Here is a 19,564-nt window from a genome sequence, read left to right as displayed (position 1 = left end):
GCGCGCGTCGCGGCGGCGGGCATTCAAGAGGCGAGATAGCTGCCGCGCGCTTGCTCGGCGCTGACCAGGCCGAGCCGCCGGTCGTCGCGCAGCAAGGCGGGATCGCGCGTGGCCGGATCGCCCAGGCCGCCGCCGCCTGGGGTTTCCACCACCAGCGTGTCGCCGGCGGGGATCAACTGGCGGCCTTTGGCTCGCAGCGCCATGCCCGACGCCAGCCCCAGCCGACCGGGCGCGCCGTCATGACCGCCCAGCGCGCCGCGCGCGGGATGCACGACGCGGTCAAAGGCGGCCGCGATGATCATGGCCGCGGCGGGGTCGGCGTGGCGGACCGCGATGGTCTGTCCCAGCCCGCCGCGCTGCGCGCCCGGTCCGCCCGAGTCGGGGCGGTATTCCTTGCGCTCGAACACGAGCGGATTGGCGGCCTCCAGGATCTCGATCGAAACGTTGCGTACGCCGCTCGGGTAGGACGTCACCGACAGACCGTCCTTGCCGGGCCGGGCGCCGGTGCCGCCCGTGGAAAAGCTCACGGCGTTGAAGCGTTGGCCCGCGATGAGCGCGTCGTTCTGGCCGGCGCTGGCGCCCGCGAGCGGCTCTCCGCCGACGAGATGCAGGTTCCACAGCGAGGAACTGCCCTCGGCCGGAACCTGGTCGGGCCGCGCCTGGCGCAGCGCGCCGAAGACCACGTCGGGCAGCATCTGGCCGATGATGTGGCGCGCCGTCACGGCAGCCGGAAAGCGCGCGTTGAGAATGGAGCCCTCGGGCGCGCTCACCTGCACGACGGATAGCGATCCCGCGTTGTTCGGCACGTCGGGGCCGATCAGGCAGCGGATGCCGAAGGAGGTATAGGCGTCGGTATAGGCCTTCACCACATTGATGCCGCGCGCCACCTGCGGCGAGGTCCCGTCGAAATCCACCAGGATGCGGCCTGGCTCCACCGTGACGCGCGCGGCAAGGTCGATCGGCGCGTCATAGCCGTCGATGGTAAGGCGATGGGACCAGCTGCCTTGCGGCCAGGCCGCGATGGCATGCAGCATGGCCGCGCGCGATTGTTCGATGATGGTGTTGCCCAGCGCCTCCAGGTCGTCCAGCTCGAATTCGCGCAGCAGGTCCTTGAGCCGGCGCCCGCCGACTTCGTTGCAGGCGACCAGCGCGTAGAGGTCGCCTTCGACTTGCTCCGGCTCGCGCACATTGGCGCGAATGATCGCGAATACGCCCGGATCGGCCTGATGGGCGTGAAACAGCTTCACGATGGGCAGGAACAGCCCTTCGTGATAGACCTCCAGGCCGTCGGCGCTGCTGCCGATGCCTCCGATGTCGATCACATGCAGCGTCGAGGCAAACAGCGCGACCAGGCGTGCGCCATGGAACACGGGGGACACCATGGTCATGTCGAACAGGTGGCCGGTGCCTTTCCAGGGATCATTCGTGAGCAGAACGTCGCCTTCGCGCAGGGTCTCGGCCGGGAACACGCGCAGGAAGTGCTTCACCGATTCGGCCATGGCGTTCACATGGCCTGGAGTGCCGGTTACGGCCTGCGCGATCATGCGGCCATCAGGCAGGAACACGCCGGCCGAGAGGTCGCCCGCTTCGCGCGTGGCGGTGCCGAAGGCCGAGCGGATCAACACCTGCGCCTGCTCTTCCACGACCGAGAGCAGCCGGTTCCAGGCAAGCTGATGACGGATGCGCGAGCGCGCGTCGGAGGATGGGGAAGTCGACGTCATGCCGTGGTCTCCAAATGCGGGGTAGGCGTGGCGGGAACGCGTTGCTGATCTTGCAGCACGAGCGATCCCTGGGGGCTGCGATGGGCCACGAAGCCATCGGGCACGTGGGTCGTCGTCTCGTCTTCGACGACGAGCGCGGGCCCGCGCACGATCTGGTCGGGCGCGAGCGCGTTGCGTTCGTACACGGGCACGTCCCGCCAGCGCGCAGCAGCGAAGTCGTAGAGCGTGCGTTGGCCCGCCGGCGTCGCGGGCTTGGGGCCGGCCGCGTCGATCACGTCGGCCGCGATGGCCCGGCGTGTTCCGGCCTGCGCCGCGACCGACCAACTCACCGTCTCGGCCGGTACGTGCGGCAGGCTGCGGCCATAGATCTGGGCGTAGCGCTGCGCGAACTGTTCGCCCAGGGCGCGGGCGGCGGCCGCGTCGAAAGCGCCGGCGGCGAGGTCGATCGCGATCTCGTGACCCTGGCCGGCATAGCGCATGTAGACCTGGCGCTTGATCGCAATGGGCTCGCCGGGCGCCGCGCGGCGCACCACGGCTTCGACCTGGGCCGTAAGTTCGTCCAGCAGCCGCGTGGCCAGCGGCAGATCGATGCGATCCAGGCGCTGGTGGAGACTGCGCACCGCCTGGTAGGCGATAGGCGCCCACAGGAAGCCGACGGCCGAGCCGACGCCCGCCGACTGCGGCACGATCACGGTGGCGATGCCGAGCTTGCGGGCGAGTTGCGCGGCGTGCAGCGGCGCGGCGCCGCCGAAGGCGATCAGCGTGTGCTCGTCGGCGGTCTTGCCCAGCTCGGACGCGTGCACGCGCGCCGCATTCGCCATGTTCTCGGTGACCACGTCGACCACCGCCTGAGCGGCTTCGGGACCGGTCAATTGGGCGGGCCTCGCCAGGTGGGCCTGCACCGCGATTTTCGCCAGCGCCGGGTCCAGCGACACCTTGCCCACGGCGAAGCGTTCGGGGGTGATCGTGCCCAGCACGGCATGCGCGTCCGTCACCGTGGCATGCTGGCCGCCAAGACCGTATGCGGCCGGGCCCGGGGTGGAGCCCGCGCTGTCCGGCCCGACCTGGATCACGCCCAGGTGATTGACCCGGGCGATCGAGCCGCCGCCCGCGCCGATTTCGATCATCTCGATCACGGGGATGCGGATCGGCAGGCCCGAGCCCTTCAGATGGCGGTGCACGCGGCCGAACTCGAAGCTGCGGCTGATCTGAGGCTGGTAGTCGTCGATATAGCAGATCTTGGCGGTGGTGCCGCCCATGTCGAAGGACAGCGCCCGCGCCGCGCCGATCTGCTCGGCGATGTGCTGGGCGAGGATGGCGCCGCCGGCCGGGCCGGATTCCACGAGCCGCACCGGTTCTTCCACCCCGGTGCGCAGGGTGGCGATGGCGCCGCCCGACGTCATCAGGAAGGGTTCGGCGCGCAATCCACGTGCACGCGCGGCGTCCTCGAAACGCCGCAGATAGCCTGACACCTGCGGCTGCACGTAAGCGTTGGCGCACACGGTGGACAGACGGGGATATTCGCGGATTTCGGCGCACACATCGGAGGACAACGAGATCCACAGATCGGGCAGTTCGTCGCGCAGGATGTCGCGGATGCGGCGTTCGTGCCCGGGATGGGCGTAGCTGTGCAGCAGGCAGACGGCCACGCTCTCGATGCGATCTTCGCGCAGGCGCCCGGCCAGCGCGCGGACGGCGTCCTCGTCCAGCGGCGTCAGCACGCGGCCCTGGGCATCCACGCGTTCGGCCACGCCGTGACGCCAGTCGCGCGGGACGAGCGGCTGCGGTTTGTCCAGGAAGATGTCGTATTGCGCATACCGATCCTCCAGGCCGATTTCGACCAGGTCGCGAAATCCGGCGGTGGTGATCAGGGCGGTGCGGGCGCCCTTGCGTTCGATGAGCGCATTGGTCGCGAGCGTGGTGCCCAGCACCAGGCGGTCGACGTCCGCCCAGGCGAGCGAGGCGGTGGCGAGCAGTTCGCCGATGCCTGCGAGTACCGCCTGTTCGGGCGCGGCCGGGGTCGTGAGCAACTTGGCGCAGTGGCGCACGTCGCCCCGTTCGAGCACGATGTCGGTGAAGGTGCCTCCGACGTCGACGGCCACCCGGACGGCGGCGCGCCGCGGTGCAGGCGCTTGAGGTTGTGCGGACATGGGGAATCCTGTTCGTGAAGTCCAGTGACGCCGCGAGCGTGTCGCTCGGACGATCGGGAAGGCCACGATGCTAGGCAGCCGCGCCGTTGCGGGGAACGTCGTTTTTCGCATGTGGTTATTCGGGCCGGGCAGGGCGGCATGCCGCATATGGATAGTCGGTTTTCTGCGTTGCCGCGGCCTCGCGGACCGCCGTAGTCTGGTTGCCATCCCGCCCGTGGCGTCAGTCCGGGCTTGTACCGAAACGGAACCTTCATGACTCAACTGCCGCCCACCGCCAAGCTTTCCGTCCAGACCCAGCGGGCACGCGCCGTCGCCGCCTTCATCGCCGGCGTGCGCGCCGTATTGCCCGATCCGGCTCGCGCCAAGCCCAGTCAGTTGGAGGCCGCCGCCGCCTTGTTGCGCGGGCTGGCCGCGCGCACCGAACTATTCGACGCCAGCAGTTTCGCGCTGCAGCCTGAGCGCCCGGGCACGATCTATCGCCTGGCCGAGGACACGGATGGCGCCTACGCGCTTTACCTGTCGCTGGGCGAAGCGGGCAAGGCGCAGCCGCCGCACGACCACACGACATGGGCCATCATCGCTGGCGTGCGGGGGGAAGAACGCAACGAGGTCTACGCGCGCACGCCGGGCGCCGAGCCGGGCCGCGACGTGCTCACGCACGTGCGGCGCGTCGACGTGGCACAGGGTTCGTCGATCGTGCTGCAGCCTGACGACGTGCACACGATCGAGCTGATCGGCAGCGCCGCCGGCGCGCACCTGCACTTCTACGGCCTGGCGCTGGACCGCCTGCCGGGCCGGGTGGTGTTCGAGAGCACCGCGGGCGGCGCCTATCGCACGTTCGGTCCACCGGCCGCGATTTTCCATGCCCGCGTGAGCGCGGACGAACTGGAGCGCGCGCTGCGCGGCACGGCCGAGATCGCCCTGCTGGACGTGCGGGAAGCGGGCCGCTATGCCGAGCGGCACATTCTCGAAGCCGCCAATGCCCCGCTCTGGCGCATCGAGCAGCGCATCGACCGGCTGGTTCCGCGGCGCGGCACGCGCATCGTGGTGGTGGACGAAGACGAATCGCTCGCCCACGAGGCGGCGGGCAAGCTCACCCGGCTGGGCTACACCGACGTGGCCGTGCTCGGGGGCGGCACGCGCGGCTGGGCAGCGGACGGCCGTGAAGTGTTCTGGGGCACCAACGTGCCCAGCAAGGCGTTCGGCGAGGTGATCGAGCACGAGAAGCACACGCCCTGGATCGACGTGGACGAACTGGCGGCCCGCGTCGCGGCCGGCGAGGACATCGTCGTCGTCGACAGCCGCACCCCTGAAGAATTCAACCACTTCACCCTGCCGTTCTCGCACAGCCTGCCGGGCGCCGAGCTCGTCTATCGCATCGGCGAGCTTGCGCCCGACCCGAAGACCTTCGTGGTCGTGAATTGCGCGGGCCGGACCCGTTCGATCGTGGGCGCGCAGACGCTCATCGACGCCGGCATTCCCAACAAGGTCGCATCGCTCAAAAATGGCACGATGGAATGGCTGCTGTCCGGCCGTGAGCTCGCCTACGGACGCCAGGCCGCATTGGCCGAGCCGGGGCCAGCTTCGCTCGCGCAAGCGCGCGAACGGGCACGGGCCGTGATCGCGGCTGCCGGCGTGGACTACGTCGATGCCGCGCGGCTGGCGGCGTTCGAGGCCGACGCCGCTGCTGGCGAGCGCAGCCTGTATCGCTTCGATGTGCGTACGCGGGAAGAATACGAGTCCGGCCACCTGCCGGGCTGGCGCTGGGCGCCGGGCGGTCAGCTCGTGCAGGCCACCGACGAATACGTGGGCACGCGCCGCGCGCGCGTGGTGCTGGCCGACCACGACGGCGTGCGCGCCTTGACCACGGCGGCCTGGCTGCGGCAGCTTGGCGCGGTAGAGGTCTACCTGTTTGCCGCGCCGCTGGCGCCGCAGGCCGCCGCGCCGGGCGAGCCCGCCCGCAGCGTGACGCTCGAGAGCGGCGCCGAGCGCGTGCGCGTGCTGCGTCATCGCGACCCGGCACCGGTGGTGCGGGCGCCGGTGCTTGAGGCCTGGCTGGCGGCCGCGGACACCTTGGTGTACGACGTGGATCGCCGGCAGTCGTATGTGCGCGGACACGTGCCGGGCGCCCGCTACGCCGCGCCCGACCGGCTGCCCGCGCTGCTTGCCAACGAGCGGGCGCGGCGTGTGGTGATCGTGTCAGAGGACGGCGTGCTGGCGCAAAGCGTGGCCGCCGAACTCCAGTGGCAACTACGGCGCGACGAGCATGCGCCGGCCGTGCATGCGCTGCAAGGCGGCACCCGCGCATGGCAGGCCGCGGGCCTCGCGCTGGACAGCGGCGCGGCGGGGGTGCTGACGGGCGATGACGACCAGGACATCAGCCCGTATCTGCTGGACGACGTGGCCGCGCGCAATGCGGGATTCCGCGCCTACCTCGATTGGGAGCTGCAGCTCGTGGCTCAACTCGAACGCGCGGGCGCGCAGGACATCCGCCTGAGCGGGACGGCCCGATGAGCGCCGGGACAGGCCAGGGGGTCAACGCGCGTATCGGCGCGGCCTGGGCGGCGCTGCGCCGCCGTGTTCGACGTATCCGCCGGCGCGAATGGGTGAAGTGGGCGCGCCAGCCGGTGTCTTGCTGGGCCGCCTTGCCTTACGCCATTGGCCCTGTGCCATCGGCGGGCGCAGGCTGGCTGGAAAAGACCAGGAAGAAAGCCCCACCCCAGGATTTATCGTGTCTGCCGATGTCGGCAGGCCACCACACCACGCAATCCGGTTGCGTTACAGGAGTTACGCATGGCCATTCAATCCATTAATGCCCGCAACCAGTTCCGCGGCAAGATCCGCGAGATCGTGCTGGGGTCCGTCGTGTCCGAAGTCGAGATCGACACGCCTGGGGGCATCGTCACCTCGGTGATCACGACGCGCTCCGTCAAAGAGCTGGACCTGCAAGTCGGCACCGAGGTGCTCGCCTTCGTGAAGGCCACGGAGGTAGCCGTGGCCAAGCTCTGACGGAGGTATCACCGCGCGCGGGCAGGCCGTTGCTCCCGCAACAGCCTGCCAGCGCTGCTCAAAGGCGCGGCGCTGGCAACGATCAGACATCGGCCGCCGGGTATGTTGACCAATGTCAATTTCCACGATGCAGGCTGGTCTACGCTGACTTCAGCAAGCGCACCAACCCAGGCTGGTAGCTGCCGACTGTCGTCATTGGAGCCCGTCATGTCTGAATTCATTGAAGCCAACCTCGACACGCTGTACACCCTGGCCGAAAAGCGCGCGGAGAGCTATCTGCGGACAGCGGAAACCCAGATCGATTCAATCTTCGGTGACGGCTACGCCAAGGCACATCCGGAATTGATGGCTGCATTCATGAAAACCGCGTCTGACGAGTTCACGCGCACCGCCACCGCCAAAGTCCTCCAGAATATCGGGTACGCGCTGGATGCGATGGCGGTCGCACTGCGCGGGCGCGGCTGACAATCTCGGATCAACGCGTAGGGAGCTTGGCCTTTGTCGAGCATCTACCTGGGCGAAAAGGCGAAAAACATGCGCGGATTCTTCGTGAGCTTGTTCAGAACGCTGGTCGCCATCAGGGGGAATATTCGCCCCGCGATCCTCATCGTCCTTTTCATGACGGTCGGGCTTGGCCTGCAGGGGTGCACAACCGCGCCGCAGCGCCTGCAAGCGGTTCCCCACGAAGTCGCCAAGCAAGCTGAAATCCCCGGGATGCCCGGCGTGCGCCACTTTGTCGTCGCCAACGCGACGGAGCTCGCCCAAGCGGGGTACGAGGCGCTGAAACGGGAACAGGCTTACCTTGCTCAGCAGGGGCACACGGGCGCGCTGGGACCCGCGGTGTTCCTTGCGATTTCCGGCGGCGGCGACAACGGTGCTTTCGCGGCGGGGTTGTTGAACGCTTGGACCGAAACAGGCACCCGGCCGGAGTTCAAGCTGGTGACCGGCATCAGCACGGGCGCGCTCATTGCCCCTTTCGCGTTTATCGGCAAGAAATACGACGCCACGCTAAAGCACGTCTATACGATGACTTCGCCCCGCGACGTGCTGGAGAAGCGCAGCCTGCTGGGCGGCGTGTTGAGCGACGCGATGGCGGACAACCGGCCGCTCCTGGGCCTGACCCGAAAATTCGTCACCGACGAGCTCCTCAAGGAGATCGCCGCCGAGTACGCCAAGGGACGCATGCTGTTGATCGGCACCACGGACCTCGATTCAGGCCGTGGCGTCATCTGGGATATGGGCAAGATCGCATCGTACGGCGGTCCGGCGGCATTGGACCTGTTCGTGAAGGTCATGGTCGCCTCGACGTCGATTCCGGGCGCCTTTCCGCCAATGATGATCGACGTGGAAGCCGGTGGACAGCGCTATCAGGAAATGCACGTCGATGGCGGCGTCGTGGCGCAGGTATTTGCCTATCCCGTCTCTTTGCGCCTGGCGGAGGAGACGGCCATGCTCGGCGTCACGCGCGAACGCAAACTCTATATCGTCCGCAACGCACGGCTCGATGCGGACTGGATGCAGGTGCAGCGCGCCACGATGAGCATTGCCGCTCGCGCGGTCGTTTCCATGATTCAAAGCCAGGGTATTGGCGACCTTTACCGCATTTACACGACGGCGCATCGCGATGGCGTCGAATTCAACCTGGCGTTCATTCCGTCGAGCTTTCGGGCGCCGCATAAAGAAGAGTTCGACACGGAATACATGCGGTCGCTCTATGACACGGCGTACGAGATGGGCCTGAAGGGCTACCCGTGGTCGCATGTGCCGCCCGGTTTTGTGTTGCCGACCGTTTCAGGCGCAGGCCAGGCCAAAGCCCAGCAGCGCCGCCGCCGTGGCCAGCGTCGGGAGCCGCCGCGGCGCGTAGCTGAGCGTGAGGGTGGTCAGGATCGCGCCGCACGACAGCATGCCTAGCCAGACCAGCGTTGCCACCACGACGCCCCAGGCCTGCTGGCAGACTGCCATTGCGGCAAGCGCCAGCAGCGCCGCGCCCAGGCGCAAGCCGTGCCTGAGCCCTGGCGTTGTCGTTTCGCGGCCGGTCGCCTGCTCGTGATGCCGGTCCATGGCCAGCGCCAGGCAGGCGAGGGCGGCGAAGGCCAGCGCCAGCGATGCAAGGGCGGCAAAAGTGGTGCTCATGCCGTCCCCATCGCCCAGGCCAGCGCCGCCAGCACGGCTATGCCGGTCAGCAGCCAACGCCACGCGCCGCGCGCCGCAAACACCCACAGCGCCGCCAGCGCATAGATCAGAAAGCTCAGCAGGCTGGCCACGACCACGCCGATGGCCGGGCTGGCGAGCCCGCCAAGCGGCAGGGCCAGGGCCAGCACGATGGCGCCCAGGTTGGCCAAGGCATAGCCGCCCAGCACCGCGCACAGCACGCGCCCCAGCACACGCCAGCGATGGCCGCGCGGTGCGGCCGTCACGCGTCCCGGTCCGGGCGTGGCCCAGTCGCCCGCGCGCAGGCGCCAGGCCAGCAGCGCGAACAGGCCGCCGAACACAACGATGGTGGACTCCACCAGCGCGGCCTGCCAATCTCCGGCGCGTGCATAGGCCAGTGCGTGCTGCCCGGTGGTTAGCACATTCGTCACGGGCAGCAAGAGGCACAGCAGCGCGGTGCAGGCGAACTGCTCGAACCAGGCGCGCGGCGCCGGCCGCGCGCAAGCATGCGCCAGGCCCAGGAGCCACGCCAGGAAGAAGGCGCGGATCTCCCAGATGTCGCGGGCGGGCAGCGCGGCCGGGAGCAGACGATTGGCATGGAAGTAGGCGATGCAGGCCAGACAGGCGCCCGCGATCGCCGCCACGTTGAGCGATTCGGCCATGCGGTAGAACGCCGGCGTCCAGGCGCCGAATTCGCCCAGGCCTTTGTTGCGCCGCTTGATCGTGAACAGCACCGCACCCGTCGCCATCATCAGCGTGCCCGCCAGACCGCAAATGAAGTACAGCCACTTGATGGTCCAGCCGCCATAGGCGGCCACATGCAGGCGTTCCATCACTTCATGCGCCGCGTCGGCCGGCGTGCCCGCGGCCGGATGCAGGGCGGAAAACGCGCCGCTGGCGCCGTCGAACACGGCGCGGCCGGCCGGGCTGACGAGGTCGCGTATCGCCATCCCGGCGTCCGGCCGGCCATACACGCTGATGCGTTCCCGGGACTGCCCCGGGCGCTCCACGATGATCATGCGCGCCGGGCTTGCCAGCGCCGCTTGCGCGGCATGCAGCAGGACACCCAGCTGCTGACGGGCCGGCAGGCGGTCGTCCAGCGGCGGGCGCGCCGGCAGCGCGGCCGATCTGGCCGGCGCGGCCCTTTCCGCGAGCGCCGCCTGCCAGCGCGCCGCGCCTTGCTCGCCATACACCGCATGCAGCGGACCCGGCATGTAGCTGGTGTAGAAGATGGCAAGCCCGGTGTAGGCGATCATCAGCTGGAACGGCAGGGTGAGCACGGCCGACGCATTGTGGCCATCGAGCCAGGCGCGCTGGCCGCGCCCCAGGCGGAACGTGAAGAAGTCCTTGAAGATGCGCTTGTGCACCACGATGCCCGACAGCAGCGCCGCCAGCATCCCTATCGTCAGCCAGCCCACCAGCCAGAACCCGAAGGTGCCGGCATGGAGGGTGTAGTGCAGCGTCATGAAATGGCGCCCGCCTTCACTCCTGCGTCCCCACGGCTGGGGCAGCAGGGCGCCGTCGCGCGGATCCACCGCGGCTTCGCGCGTGTCGCCCGCGGCGGTGCGCCAGACCAGCCGGATCGCGTGCCCGGGCGCGTCGGGCAGCTCGATGCGCCAGAAGCGCGCGTCGGCCTGCTGCCCGGCAAGAAAGCGCGACGCCGCCGCCAGCACGGCCTCCTGCGGCAGCACCGCCAGCGCGGGCGGCAGGGCAGGTTCGGCCGTCATCCAGCGCGATACCGGCGCGCGGAATACGCTGATGCTGCCCGCCAGGAAGATCAGGCACAGCAGCCAGGCGCACACCAGTCCGCACCAGGTGTGCAGCCAGCTCATGCGCTGGCGCAGTCTGGCCTTCATGGTCAGAACGTGCCGCGCAGCGTCAGCATGGCATTGCGGGGATCGCCGTACTGGACGCCGTTGACCAGGTTGCCGACGGCGCTGTAATAGGTCTTGTCGAAGATGTTGTTGAGGTTGACCGTGGCCGCCCAATTGCGGTTGATCTGATACTTCGCATAGGCGCTCCACACCGCGCGTCCGCTGGCGTATACGGTGGTGGCGCCGATCTGGCGCGACTGCCCGCTCTGCACATTGACGCCGCCGCCCACCGTGAAGGCGTTCAAGTCGCCCGGCAGCTGATACGTGGTCCAGAGCCGGAAGATGTGCTTGGGCGTGTACCACGCGAACGCCTGGCCTTCGCTATCCTGGTCCTTCAGGTACTTGGTCGTGTTGAAGGTATAGCCGGCATAAAGGTTCCAGCCGCGGGTCAGCTCGCCGCTGATCTCCGCGTCGAAGCCCTGACTGCGCACCTTGCCCGCGTCGGTGTAGCAGAAGTAGCCGGCAGCGCAGGTCGGGCTGGTGTTGAAATCGACCTGGGCGCGGTTGTTCTGGTTGATGCGAAAGAGCGCGAACGCGGTATTCACACGGCCGTCCAGCAACTCGCCCTTCAATCCCAGTTCGTAGCTTTCACCCACGATCGGCTTGAGCGCCTCTCCCGCCGCATTCACCTCGCTCTGCGGCTGGAAAATGTCGGTGTAGCTCACGTACGTGGTCCACTGCGGCGACAGGTCCAGCATCAGGCCGGCATACGGCGTGAAATGGGTGTTGGCCTGCTTGGTCTGCCCGTTGACAAGCACGCCAGCGGTGGTGGTGTCGGTCGTCCAGACCCGGTTGGAGCGGCTGAACCGGCCGCCTAGCACCAGCTTCAAGGGATCGGCCAGTTGCAGCCGCGTGGTGCCGTAAAAGCCCAGTTCGCGGTTCGAGCCGATGCGCACCTCGTCGGTGGCTGCGCGTATCTCGGCCGTGGTCGGCTCGGGCAGGTCCGGATCGAAATTGAACGCGTTGAAGGTCGCGTAATTGACCAGGTAAGCGTAGGAAGTGTCGATCTTGTTGTGCCCGTAGTTGGCGCCCACCACCACCTCGTGCGTGCGGCCGAACGCCTGGAACTTGCCGGTGAGGTTCGCGTCCACGCCCGACGTGTCGATGTCGGCCACCGTCCTGGCTACGCTGACGGTCGCCATCTGGGTCGCCGGATTCACCGCGCGGCTCGACGCGGTGTACTTCAGGTACTGGCTCTCCTGCACGTAGGCGCCGGTCATCTTGAAGCGCCAGTCATCATTGAACGCGTGCGTGAAGTCGGCGTAGAAGCCCTGGTTCGACGTCTCCTGCCGGTTCCAGTTCGCGCCAAAGCTGGTGGATCGCCTGAAGCCCACCTCTTCGCCAGTGCTGTAGCGGGGCAGGCCCGACATCGAGGGCCTGCCCCGCAAATCTTCGTAGCTGTATCCCAGGTTCACCTGGGTGCGCGGCGAGAAGTCGTACTCGACGGTGGCGTAGACGGTGGTGTTCTTCATGTCCACCCGGTCCACGAACGAACGCTCGTCCTGGCGGTCGATCAGGGCGCGGCCTCGCAGACTGCCGTCCTCGTTCAGGAGGGCGCTGCCGTCGATCTGCATGCCGTAGCGGTCCCAGCTTCCGGCCGCGGTCTCGACAATGAGGCGGTCTTCGTCCAGCGGCCGCTTGCGCACCAGGTTCACCGCGCCGCCGGGCGAGCCCGAACCTTGCAGCAGGCCGGCCGCGCCGCGCAGCACTTCGACGCGGTCATAAAACGCGGTGCCGCCCGAGTAGTTGCTGGCGCGGCCATACATGCTGCGCTCCAGCGGCACGCCGTCGTACTGGATCACGCTGTTGATGAAGCCGCGCGAATAGATGTATTTGCCGCCCTGCGGGCTCTGCTGCAGGGTCACGCCAGTGGTGTTTTCCAGCGCGTCGTACACCGAAGTCAGGTTCTGCTCGTCCAGGCGCTGGCGGGTCACCACGCTGACCGACTGCGGAATGTCGCGCAGCCGCTGCTCGCCCTTGCCGATCGTCACCTCCGACGTGGTGTAGGACCCGGTGCCTTCGGTCATCAGACTGTATTCCTGCCCCATCACCGTAACGGGTTCGAGCAGGGTCGCGCTGCCGCCGGGCATGCGCCGCACGGCATAGCCGCCGCTGGAAAACCTGACCCCCTCCAATCCGGTGCGGGCCAGCAATGCGCTCAAGCCGCGTTGGACGCCCCAGCGACCTTGCAGGCCCTCGGTCCGCAATCCGCTCACCAGCCCGGCGTCGAACGACACATTCACGCCGGCGGCGCGGGCGAACTGGTTCAGCGCCAGGTCCAGCGGGCCGGCTTCAATCGCGAAGGTGTATTCCGCGTCTTGCGCCGCGACAGCGCTTTGCGCCTGGACAACAGGGGAGATGACGCCCAGGGCGGCGGCGTACAGCACGCCGGAAAGCACGGTGGACAACACGGTCGGAACGGGCGCCGGGCGCGCCGTCCTGGAGTTACGAGCGAGGGTCATTGCGAAATCTTGATTGGCCAGGTTGAAAGGTCTCTTTCCCTGTAGGCCGGTCGAAGACGCAAATCCCCTCACTTTTTTTAAAAATAAATCGTGGCGCTCGCCAAACGGGGCGGGAAAAGCCTCAGGCGGGCCCCACCGCGACCCAGTAGCGAGTCCAGTAGCGCAACCGGATCGGCAGCGTCTGGGCGAGGAAGGCAAGGGCGCGGTCGGTGTCGTTCACATGATAGGTGCCCGACACGCGGAGATCGGCGACGTCCGGTGCGCAACTGATGCGGCCATGCCGATAGCGCGCCAACTCGGCCAGCAGGTCCGCCAGCCTCATGTCGTGGCCCTCGATCGCGCCTTCCAGCCAGGCATCGGCCGCCATGGCGGGCTTGCGCACCAGGCGGGCGCCCAGGCGGTCCATCCGCGCGGCCTGACCCGCCTCGGCGATCACCGGGGCGGCGCCGTCGCCGGGCCGCAGCGCCACCGCATGCTGCTGCACGCTGACCCGGGCGCAATCGTCATCCAGGCGCACCACGAAGCGCGTGCCCAGTGCCTGGACTGCGCCAAACGGTGTGCGCACCAGAAAAGGCCGCTTGACGGGCGACGCGGCATCGGCGCCGGTCTGGATCGAGATCTCGCCACGATAGAGCACCAGCACGCGTTCGTCGCCTTCCATCCGAACGTCCACCGCGCTGTCGGTGTTCAGCGCCAGCAAGGTCCCGTCGGCCAGCGTCAGACGGTCACGCCCGCCCACGCCGGTGCTGACGTCCGCCAGCATGCGCTGCCACGGCGCGTGCTCGCGCACCGCCCAGCCCGTGCCCGTCAGACCGCCCAACAGCAGCATGCCCTTGAGCATGGCGCGGCGCTGCTTCCGCCGCGCGCCTTGCGCCGTCCCCACGGCGGCGAGCGTGTCCAGCGCCAGCCGCTGCGGCACGGCGGTGAAATCGGCGTTCAGCGTTTGTATTCGCACCCAGGCGCGCTCATGCAAGGGCGCCGCGCGGCGCCAGCGCTCGAAGGCGGCACAGGTGTCGGGATCGGGCGAGCCGAAGTTCAGCTTTACCGACCAGGCGATGGCTTCTTCGACCACCGCATCAGGAATCACGGCGGCCTCGCTCATTCGTCACCGAACCGGTGGGCATAGCATTGGCGCAAGCCCGCCGCCACGTAACGTTCGGCGGTGGCAAGGGAAACGCCCAGACGTTCGGCGATCTGCGGACAGCGCAGGCCATCCAGTTGCGCCCACAGGAAGGCCTGGCGCGCCTTGGGTTTCAGGGCGTCCAGCATTTGATCGATCTTGATGAGCGCCTCCAGCACCAGCATCCGGCTCTCGGGCGAAGGGGCCAGTTCCTCGGGCGTGCGCGCCAACACCTCGAGCCAGGCGCGCTCGAGCTCGCGGCGGCGCCAGTGGTCCACCAGCAAACCGCGCGCGATCGTGCTCAGATACGCGCGCGGCTCGCGCGTCTCGATCGCCGCTGGCCGGCCCAGCAAGCGGACGAACACGTCATGAGCCAGGTCGGCGGCCTCGAACGAATTTCCCAGTTGCCGGCGTATCCAAGCTCGCAGCCATCCGTGGTGATCGGCATAGAGCGTCTCGACTTGGACTTGCTTCGTAGAAGGCATTGCAGGTTTTTGCAAATGATAATTATTATTTATTGTAGAGAACTGCCTTGGTGCAGGCAAGGCGCGAAGGGCGCGGATGGGTGATCGACCGGGACAACCCAAGGCCATCACCGTGCGCGCATTCAGCGACGATGTCCGCCTGAATCCCCTCGCCAGGAGGGGGGGCGTTTCCGTTCCGATCGGCGGATGAACGACCCCCCGACCGCTTGCGCTCCCGTGGTCTGTCTTGATTTCGACGGGTTTGTGCCCGCGTTCGGCAGGTCTCGCAGGTCAGTTTGGGGCAGTCCGGTGCGAGCGCCTGGCAGAGGTCTTGCCAGGAGGCCTTTTCAAAGAGGGGCTCGTGGGTACCTCAGCAAGGCGGCATGTCATCAAAGTGAACGAAAACCGATACTAGACTCAATGGATAATGGTTATCATTGCCATTCCCTGACGGTCATGTCGGGTTGAAACTTTGGAGATTCACCCATGTCCAGCACCGACGCGACCGTGCACCGTCGAACGGAGACGCTCTACGCCGAACACCATTCGTGGCTGGCGGGATGGCTGCGCCATCGGATGGGCGGCGAGGACGTGGCCGCCGATCTGGCGCACGATACTTTCCTGCGCGTGCTGACGGCCCGGGAAGCGCCTACGCTGCTGGAACCCCGTGCCTTTCTGGCCACTATCGCGCGCCGCCTGCTGGCCAACCACTATCGGCGCGAGAGCATCGAAAGGGCATACCTGGAGACGCTGGCCACCCTGCCCGAGGCGCAGAGCCCCAGCCCGGAAGACCGCAAGCTGGTGCTGGAAACGCTCTGCGCCATCGATCGGGCGCTGGACTCCTTGCCGGCCAAGGCGCGGGAAGCCTTCCTGCTGGCGCAACTGGAAGGCATGAAATACGAGGACATCGCCACCCGGCTGGGCGTCACGACCCGGACCGTGGGCAACTACATGGTGCGCGCGGTGCAGTTGTGCTTTTTCGCCCAGGAGCATCAGGCGTGAGCCGGCCGGCGCCGGCCATGGCCATGTACGCGGGCGGCATGCCGCTGGCGCCCCGTGTGGCCGAAGAGGCGTCGCGCTGGTACGTGCTGTTCATGTCCGGCATGGCCACCGAGGACGACAAGCGCGCCTGGCGCGACTGGTGCCAGGCGGATCCCGACCATGAGCGCGCGTGGGCCCATCTGGCGCGCGCCGACGCCCGTATGCGGGACCTGGCGGGCAAGCCGGCGTATGAGGCCCTGTCTCTGGATCGCCGCCAGAAGGGAAGACGCCGCGTGCTGATCGCCGCCGCCTTCATGGCCGGCTGTATCGGGCCCGCGCTGTGGGCCGCCGATCGGAACCGCTGGTTGCGTTTGTCTCCCGACTACGCGACAGGCGTGGGCGAACGGCGCGACATCGCGCTGGCCGACGGCACCAATATCACACTGAATACCGACACGGCCATCGACGTGCGCTTCGAAAACGGCCTGCGGGTCGTCCGCTTGCGCCGGGGGGAAATCCTGGTCGTAACCGGCCATGCCGCCGCCTACGCCGCCATGCCGTTCCGCGTGGCGACGCCGCTGGGCGCGGTGCATGCGCTGGGCACGCGGTTCTCGACGCGCCTGGACGCAGATGCCGTGCGCGTCGCATTGTTCGAGGGCGCAGTGCGGATACTGCCGGATCAACACCCTGGCGACGGCCTGACGCTCGAAGCCGGTCAGACCGCGCGCCAGACATCGGGGCGGGTGACCGCCACGGGGCCGGTGTCCGCCAGCGATACCGCCTGGCTGCGCGGCGAGATCGCGGCGGACAACATGCCGCTGTCGCGCTTCCTGGCCGAACTCAGCCGCTACCGGCCGGGCGTGATTTCCTGTGACGAGCGCGCGGGCCAGCTCCGCATTTCGGGGCTGTTCCCGCTGGCGGACACGGATCGGGTGTTGGCGGCGGTTGGCCGCTTGCTGCCCGTGCAGATCAGCCAGCGTACGTCCTACTGGGTGCGAGTCTCGGCCGCTAACTGAGCGCCGGCCGGGGCTGCCGGCCGCAGGTCGTCCACCGTCCGTCGCCACTGGCCGGGCGCCCCTCGCCAGGCGCCCGGCTAGGGGCGCCCGGCCGGGGCCGCCAAAAATTATTTCATCAAAACCTTTCCGGTTCTGGTCTCTGGCGTGTCCTCTTTATTGAACAGGACCGGCATCCAACGTATCGACATCGGACATCATGGCCAGGCAGACAGGCATCGGCGCGCGCATCGCCCGGCCCCCCAGGGGGCAGGGCGCGCGCGCGCTTTTCACGATGCTGCTGCTGGCGCTGGCCGTGATGCTGGGGCAGCAAGCCGCCGCGTTGGATAACCCAGCCGCGCGGGCGAACGTCAGCCTGCGCTACGACGTCCCGGCGGGGCCGCTGGTGGTGGTGTTGCAGCAGATCGCCAGCCAGGCGGGCGTGCTGCTGTACTTCGACCCGTCGCTGACGCGCAATCTCGATAGCGATGGCCTGACCGGCCGCTACACGGTCGAGCAGGCATTTACCCAGGTGCTGGCCAGCTACGGGCTGGAAGCCCACCAGGACACGCCGGGCGCCTATCAGGTCAGAAGCATGGGCTGGACGCCATCGGTCACCTCGATGCCGCTGACTTTGGTGGAAGGCGCGAGCGTCGGCGTGGACGGCTTCGTGGCGCGGGTGGCCGACGTGGGCACCAAGACCTCGACGCCGCTCATCCGTGTGCCGCAGTCGGTGTCGGTGGTGACCGGGCAAGAGATGCAGGCGCGCCATGTGCGCACGGTCACGCAGGCCTTGCAGTACACCCCCGGCGTGCAGGTCGACAACTTCGGCGGCAACGAAGTGCGCAATGACTGGCTGGTGCTGCGCGGCTTTGACGCCAAGCTGACGGGCGACTACCGCGACGGCTTGAGCCAGATGCCGTACGACCAGATCCGCGCGCGCATGCCGGCGTATGCGCTGGAGAGCATCGAGGCGCTGCGGGGACCGTCTTCGGCCCTGTACGGCCAGGTTGCGCCGGGCGGCATCGTGAACCGGGTGACCAAGCGGCCGACCGCCACCGTGCTTCGCGAAGTGGCGGTCCAGGCCGGGTCGTTCGACAACAGGCAGGCCTTCCTGGATCTCGGCGGGCCGGTCAGCGCGGCTGGCAGCGCTGCCTATCGCCTGACCGCCACGTTCCGCGAGGCCGGCACGCAAGACAAGTACGACGACGATCACCGCTACCGCGACGACCTTGCATACGTGGCGCCAGCGTGGCGATGGCGCGATGCGGACACCTCGTTAACGGTGCTGTCGCACTACCAGCACGACCGCAACGATGGCGAATCGCGCGCCTACTACCCCACGCACACGCTGGTCGGCGATTACGCGTATGACCGCAACGAACGAGACTTCGCCAGTATCGGCTACCTATTCGAGCATCGGCTGAACAGCACGTGGTCGTTGCGCCAGAACGCACGCTATCAGCGCGGCGACATGACCTTGCGCAACCTGTATCCACTGGCGCTGGCCGCCGACGGGCGCACGCTTTCCCGCATGCAGCTGCAAGCGACCGAGCGCGCCGATGGCGTGGCGGTGGATACCCAGCTGGAAGGCCGTCTTGAAGGCGCGGGGCTGACGCACACCCTGCTGGCCGGGGTGGACTATCGCAGGCTGGCGGGCACACAGAACTATCGGCAGGCGCTCGCGCCGTCACTGGACATCTATGAGCCCGTCTACAACCAGCCGATCAAGTCGCTGGACGCCGGCCAGACGGTCCTGGATCTGCGGCAGGTCAGCACGCAGTGGGGGCTGTACGCGCAGGACCAGATCCAGGCCGGGGCCTGGACGCTGACGCTGGGGGCGCGGCACGACCGCTACGTTGACGACACCGACGACCGGCTGACCGGCGGCAGCAGCCGCACGCGTGATCACGCGGTCACGTGGCGCAGCGGCCTGTCCTATACCTTTGCCTCCGGCGTGGCGCCTTACGTCAGCTATGCGACGGGCTTCGTGCCTCAGGCGGGCGCGGCTTTCGATGGCTCGCCCTTCACGCCCGCCAAGTCGGACCAGGTCGAGCTGGGCGTCAAGTTCCAGCCCGCGAATTCGCAAAGCCTCTACACCGTCGCGGTGTTCAACCTGAACCAGCGCAACGCGTTGACCGCGGACCCCGATCCGGCCCACGCGGGCTTCAGCGTGCAGTCGGGCCGTCTGCGGTCGCGCGGCGTCGAGCTGGAGGCCAAGCTCAGCCAGGGCGATGGCTGGGACCTGGTCGCCGCCTACACCTACAACGCCGTGACCAACGTCTCCAGCAATGACGGCGGGGCCGGCAAGACGCCCATTGTCACGCCGCGCCACATGGCCGCATTGTGGCTGGGGCATCGTTTCTCCGAAGGCGCGCTGTCTGGCTGGAATGCCGGCCTGGGCGTGCGCTACATCGGCTCGACCTATGTGGACGTCGCCAACACCATGAAGAATGACGGCGCCACGGTTCTCGATGCATCGCTGGCTTACGACACGGGCGCGTGGCGCTTCTCCGTCGACGCCATGAACCTGCTGAATAAGGAGACGGTCGTGTGTCGCAACGACCGTGTCAATTGCCGTTATGGCGTCGAGCGCACCGTGCTCGCGGCCATCGCGTATCGCTATTGAATCAGGAGAGA

At 68.0% G+C, this 19,564-nt stretch carries 14 protein-coding genes; 7 read left to right on the top strand and 7 right to left on the bottom strand.

Annotation, left to right across the window (positions count from 1 at the left end):
* Window positions 1-23 precede the first annotated feature (23 nt).
* Together BXA00_RS00655 and BXA00_RS00650 are read right to left on the bottom strand one after the other, a co-directional pair.
* A complete protein-coding gene (locus tag BXA00_RS00655) occupies window positions 24-1,721 on the bottom strand; it encodes a hydantoinase B/oxoprolinase family protein (protein ID WP_076515334.1) in 1,698 nt (565 codons plus the stop codon).
* Window positions 1,718-3,871 (bottom strand): hydantoinase/oxoprolinase family protein, encoded by a 2,154-nt coding sequence (locus BXA00_RS00650; RefSeq protein WP_076515332.1) that lies wholly within the window; start codon window positions 3,869-3,871, stop codon window positions 1,718-1,720. The genes BXA00_RS00655 and BXA00_RS00650 overlap by 4 nt, the downstream gene beginning before the upstream one ends.
* A 252-nt stretch (window positions 3,872-4,123) precedes the next feature.
* Between BXA00_RS00650 and BXA00_RS00645 the strand changes: the two genes are divergently transcribed.
* From BXA00_RS00645 to BXA00_RS00630, 4 genes are all read left to right on the top strand, one after another.
* Complete coding sequence (locus BXA00_RS00645) at window positions 4,124-6,385, top strand: rhodanese-like domain-containing protein (protein ID WP_076515330.1); 2,262 nt, start codon at window positions 4,124-4,126, stop codon at window positions 6,383-6,385.
* Between the two features lie 279 nt (window positions 6,386-6,664).
* A complete protein-coding gene (locus BXA00_RS00640) occupies window positions 6,665-6,880 on the top strand; it encodes a molybdopterin-binding protein (protein WP_076515328.1) in 216 nt (71 codons plus the stop codon).
* A 207-nt stretch (window positions 6,881-7,087) separates the two neighbouring features.
* Window positions 7,088-7,345 carry a hypothetical protein gene (locus tag BXA00_RS00635; protein ID WP_076515326.1) on the top strand — a complete coding sequence of 86 codons (258 nt, stop codon included), beginning with the start codon at window positions 7,088-7,090 and terminating at the stop codon, window positions 7,343-7,345.
* 33 nt (window positions 7,346-7,378) lie between these two features.
* On the top strand, window positions 7,379-8,791 hold the full coding sequence (locus tag BXA00_RS00630) for a patatin-like phospholipase family protein (protein ID WP_231952177.1): 1,413 nt from the start codon (window positions 7,379-7,381) through the stop codon (window positions 8,789-8,791).
* Here BXA00_RS00630 and BXA00_RS00625 read toward each other — a convergent pair.
* From BXA00_RS00625 to BXA00_RS00605, 5 genes are all read right to left on the bottom strand, one after another.
* Window positions 8,672-9,013 carry a DUF3325 domain-containing protein gene (locus BXA00_RS00625; protein WP_076515325.1) on the bottom strand — a complete coding sequence of 114 codons (342 nt, stop codon included), beginning with the start codon at window positions 9,011-9,013 and terminating at the stop codon, window positions 8,672-8,674. The genes BXA00_RS00630 and BXA00_RS00625 overlap by 120 nt on opposite strands.
* Window positions 9,010-10,887 (bottom strand): PepSY domain-containing protein, encoded by a 1,878-nt coding sequence (locus tag BXA00_RS00620; protein ID WP_076515323.1) that lies wholly within the window; start codon window positions 10,885-10,887, stop codon window positions 9,010-9,012. The genes BXA00_RS00625 and BXA00_RS00620 overlap by 4 nt, the downstream gene beginning before the upstream one ends.
* Window positions 10,888-10,889: 2 nt before the next feature.
* Window positions 10,890-13,367, bottom strand: a complete 2,478-nt coding sequence (locus tag BXA00_RS00615; protein WP_076515322.1) for a TonB-dependent receptor — start codon at window positions 13,365-13,367, stop codon at window positions 10,890-10,892.
* Between the two features lie 121 nt (window positions 13,368-13,488).
* Complete coding sequence (locus BXA00_RS00610) at window positions 13,489-14,469, bottom strand: FecR domain-containing protein (RefSeq protein ID WP_076515320.1); 981 nt, start codon at window positions 14,467-14,469, stop codon at window positions 13,489-13,491.
* Window positions 14,466-14,972, bottom strand: a complete 507-nt coding sequence (locus tag BXA00_RS00605) for a sigma-70 family RNA polymerase sigma factor (RefSeq protein ID WP_076515318.1) — start codon at window positions 14,970-14,972, stop codon at window positions 14,466-14,468. Before BXA00_RS00605 ends, BXA00_RS00610 begins: the two co-directional genes overlap by 4 nt.
* Before the next feature lie 465 nt (window positions 14,973-15,437).
* On the opposite strand from BXA00_RS00605, the gene BXA00_RS00600 reads away from it, so the two are divergent.
* The 3 genes from BXA00_RS00600 (at window position 15,438) to BXA00_RS00590 (ending at window position 19,553) form a co-directional block, all read left to right on the top strand.
* The gene (locus BXA00_RS00600) at window positions 15,438-15,953 is read left to right on the top strand and encodes a sigma-70 family RNA polymerase sigma factor (protein ID WP_076515317.1); all 516 of its coding nucleotides are present in this window, start codon (window positions 15,438-15,440) and stop codon (window positions 15,951-15,953) included.
* The gene (locus tag BXA00_RS00595; RefSeq protein ID WP_083714121.1) at window positions 15,950-16,948 is read left to right on the top strand and encodes a FecR domain-containing protein; all 999 of its coding nucleotides are present in this window, start codon (window positions 15,950-15,952) and stop codon (window positions 16,946-16,948) included. Before BXA00_RS00600 ends, BXA00_RS00595 begins: the two co-directional genes overlap by 4 nt.
* A gap of 196 nt (window positions 16,949-17,144) precedes the next feature.
* On the top strand, window positions 17,145-19,553 hold the full coding sequence (locus tag BXA00_RS00590; protein ID WP_231952176.1) for a TonB-dependent siderophore receptor: 2,409 nt from the start codon (window positions 17,145-17,147) through the stop codon (window positions 19,551-19,553).
* The last annotated feature ends 11 nt before the right edge of the window (window positions 19,554-19,564 follow it).

Origin of the sequence: Achromobacter sp. MFA1 R4 (genome assembly GCF_900156745.1) — a bacterium.
Classification (GTDB): Bacteria; Pseudomonadota; Gammaproteobacteria; order Burkholderiales; family Burkholderiaceae_B; genus Achromobacter.
This window is presented reverse-complemented; position numbering and strand designations above follow the sequence as displayed.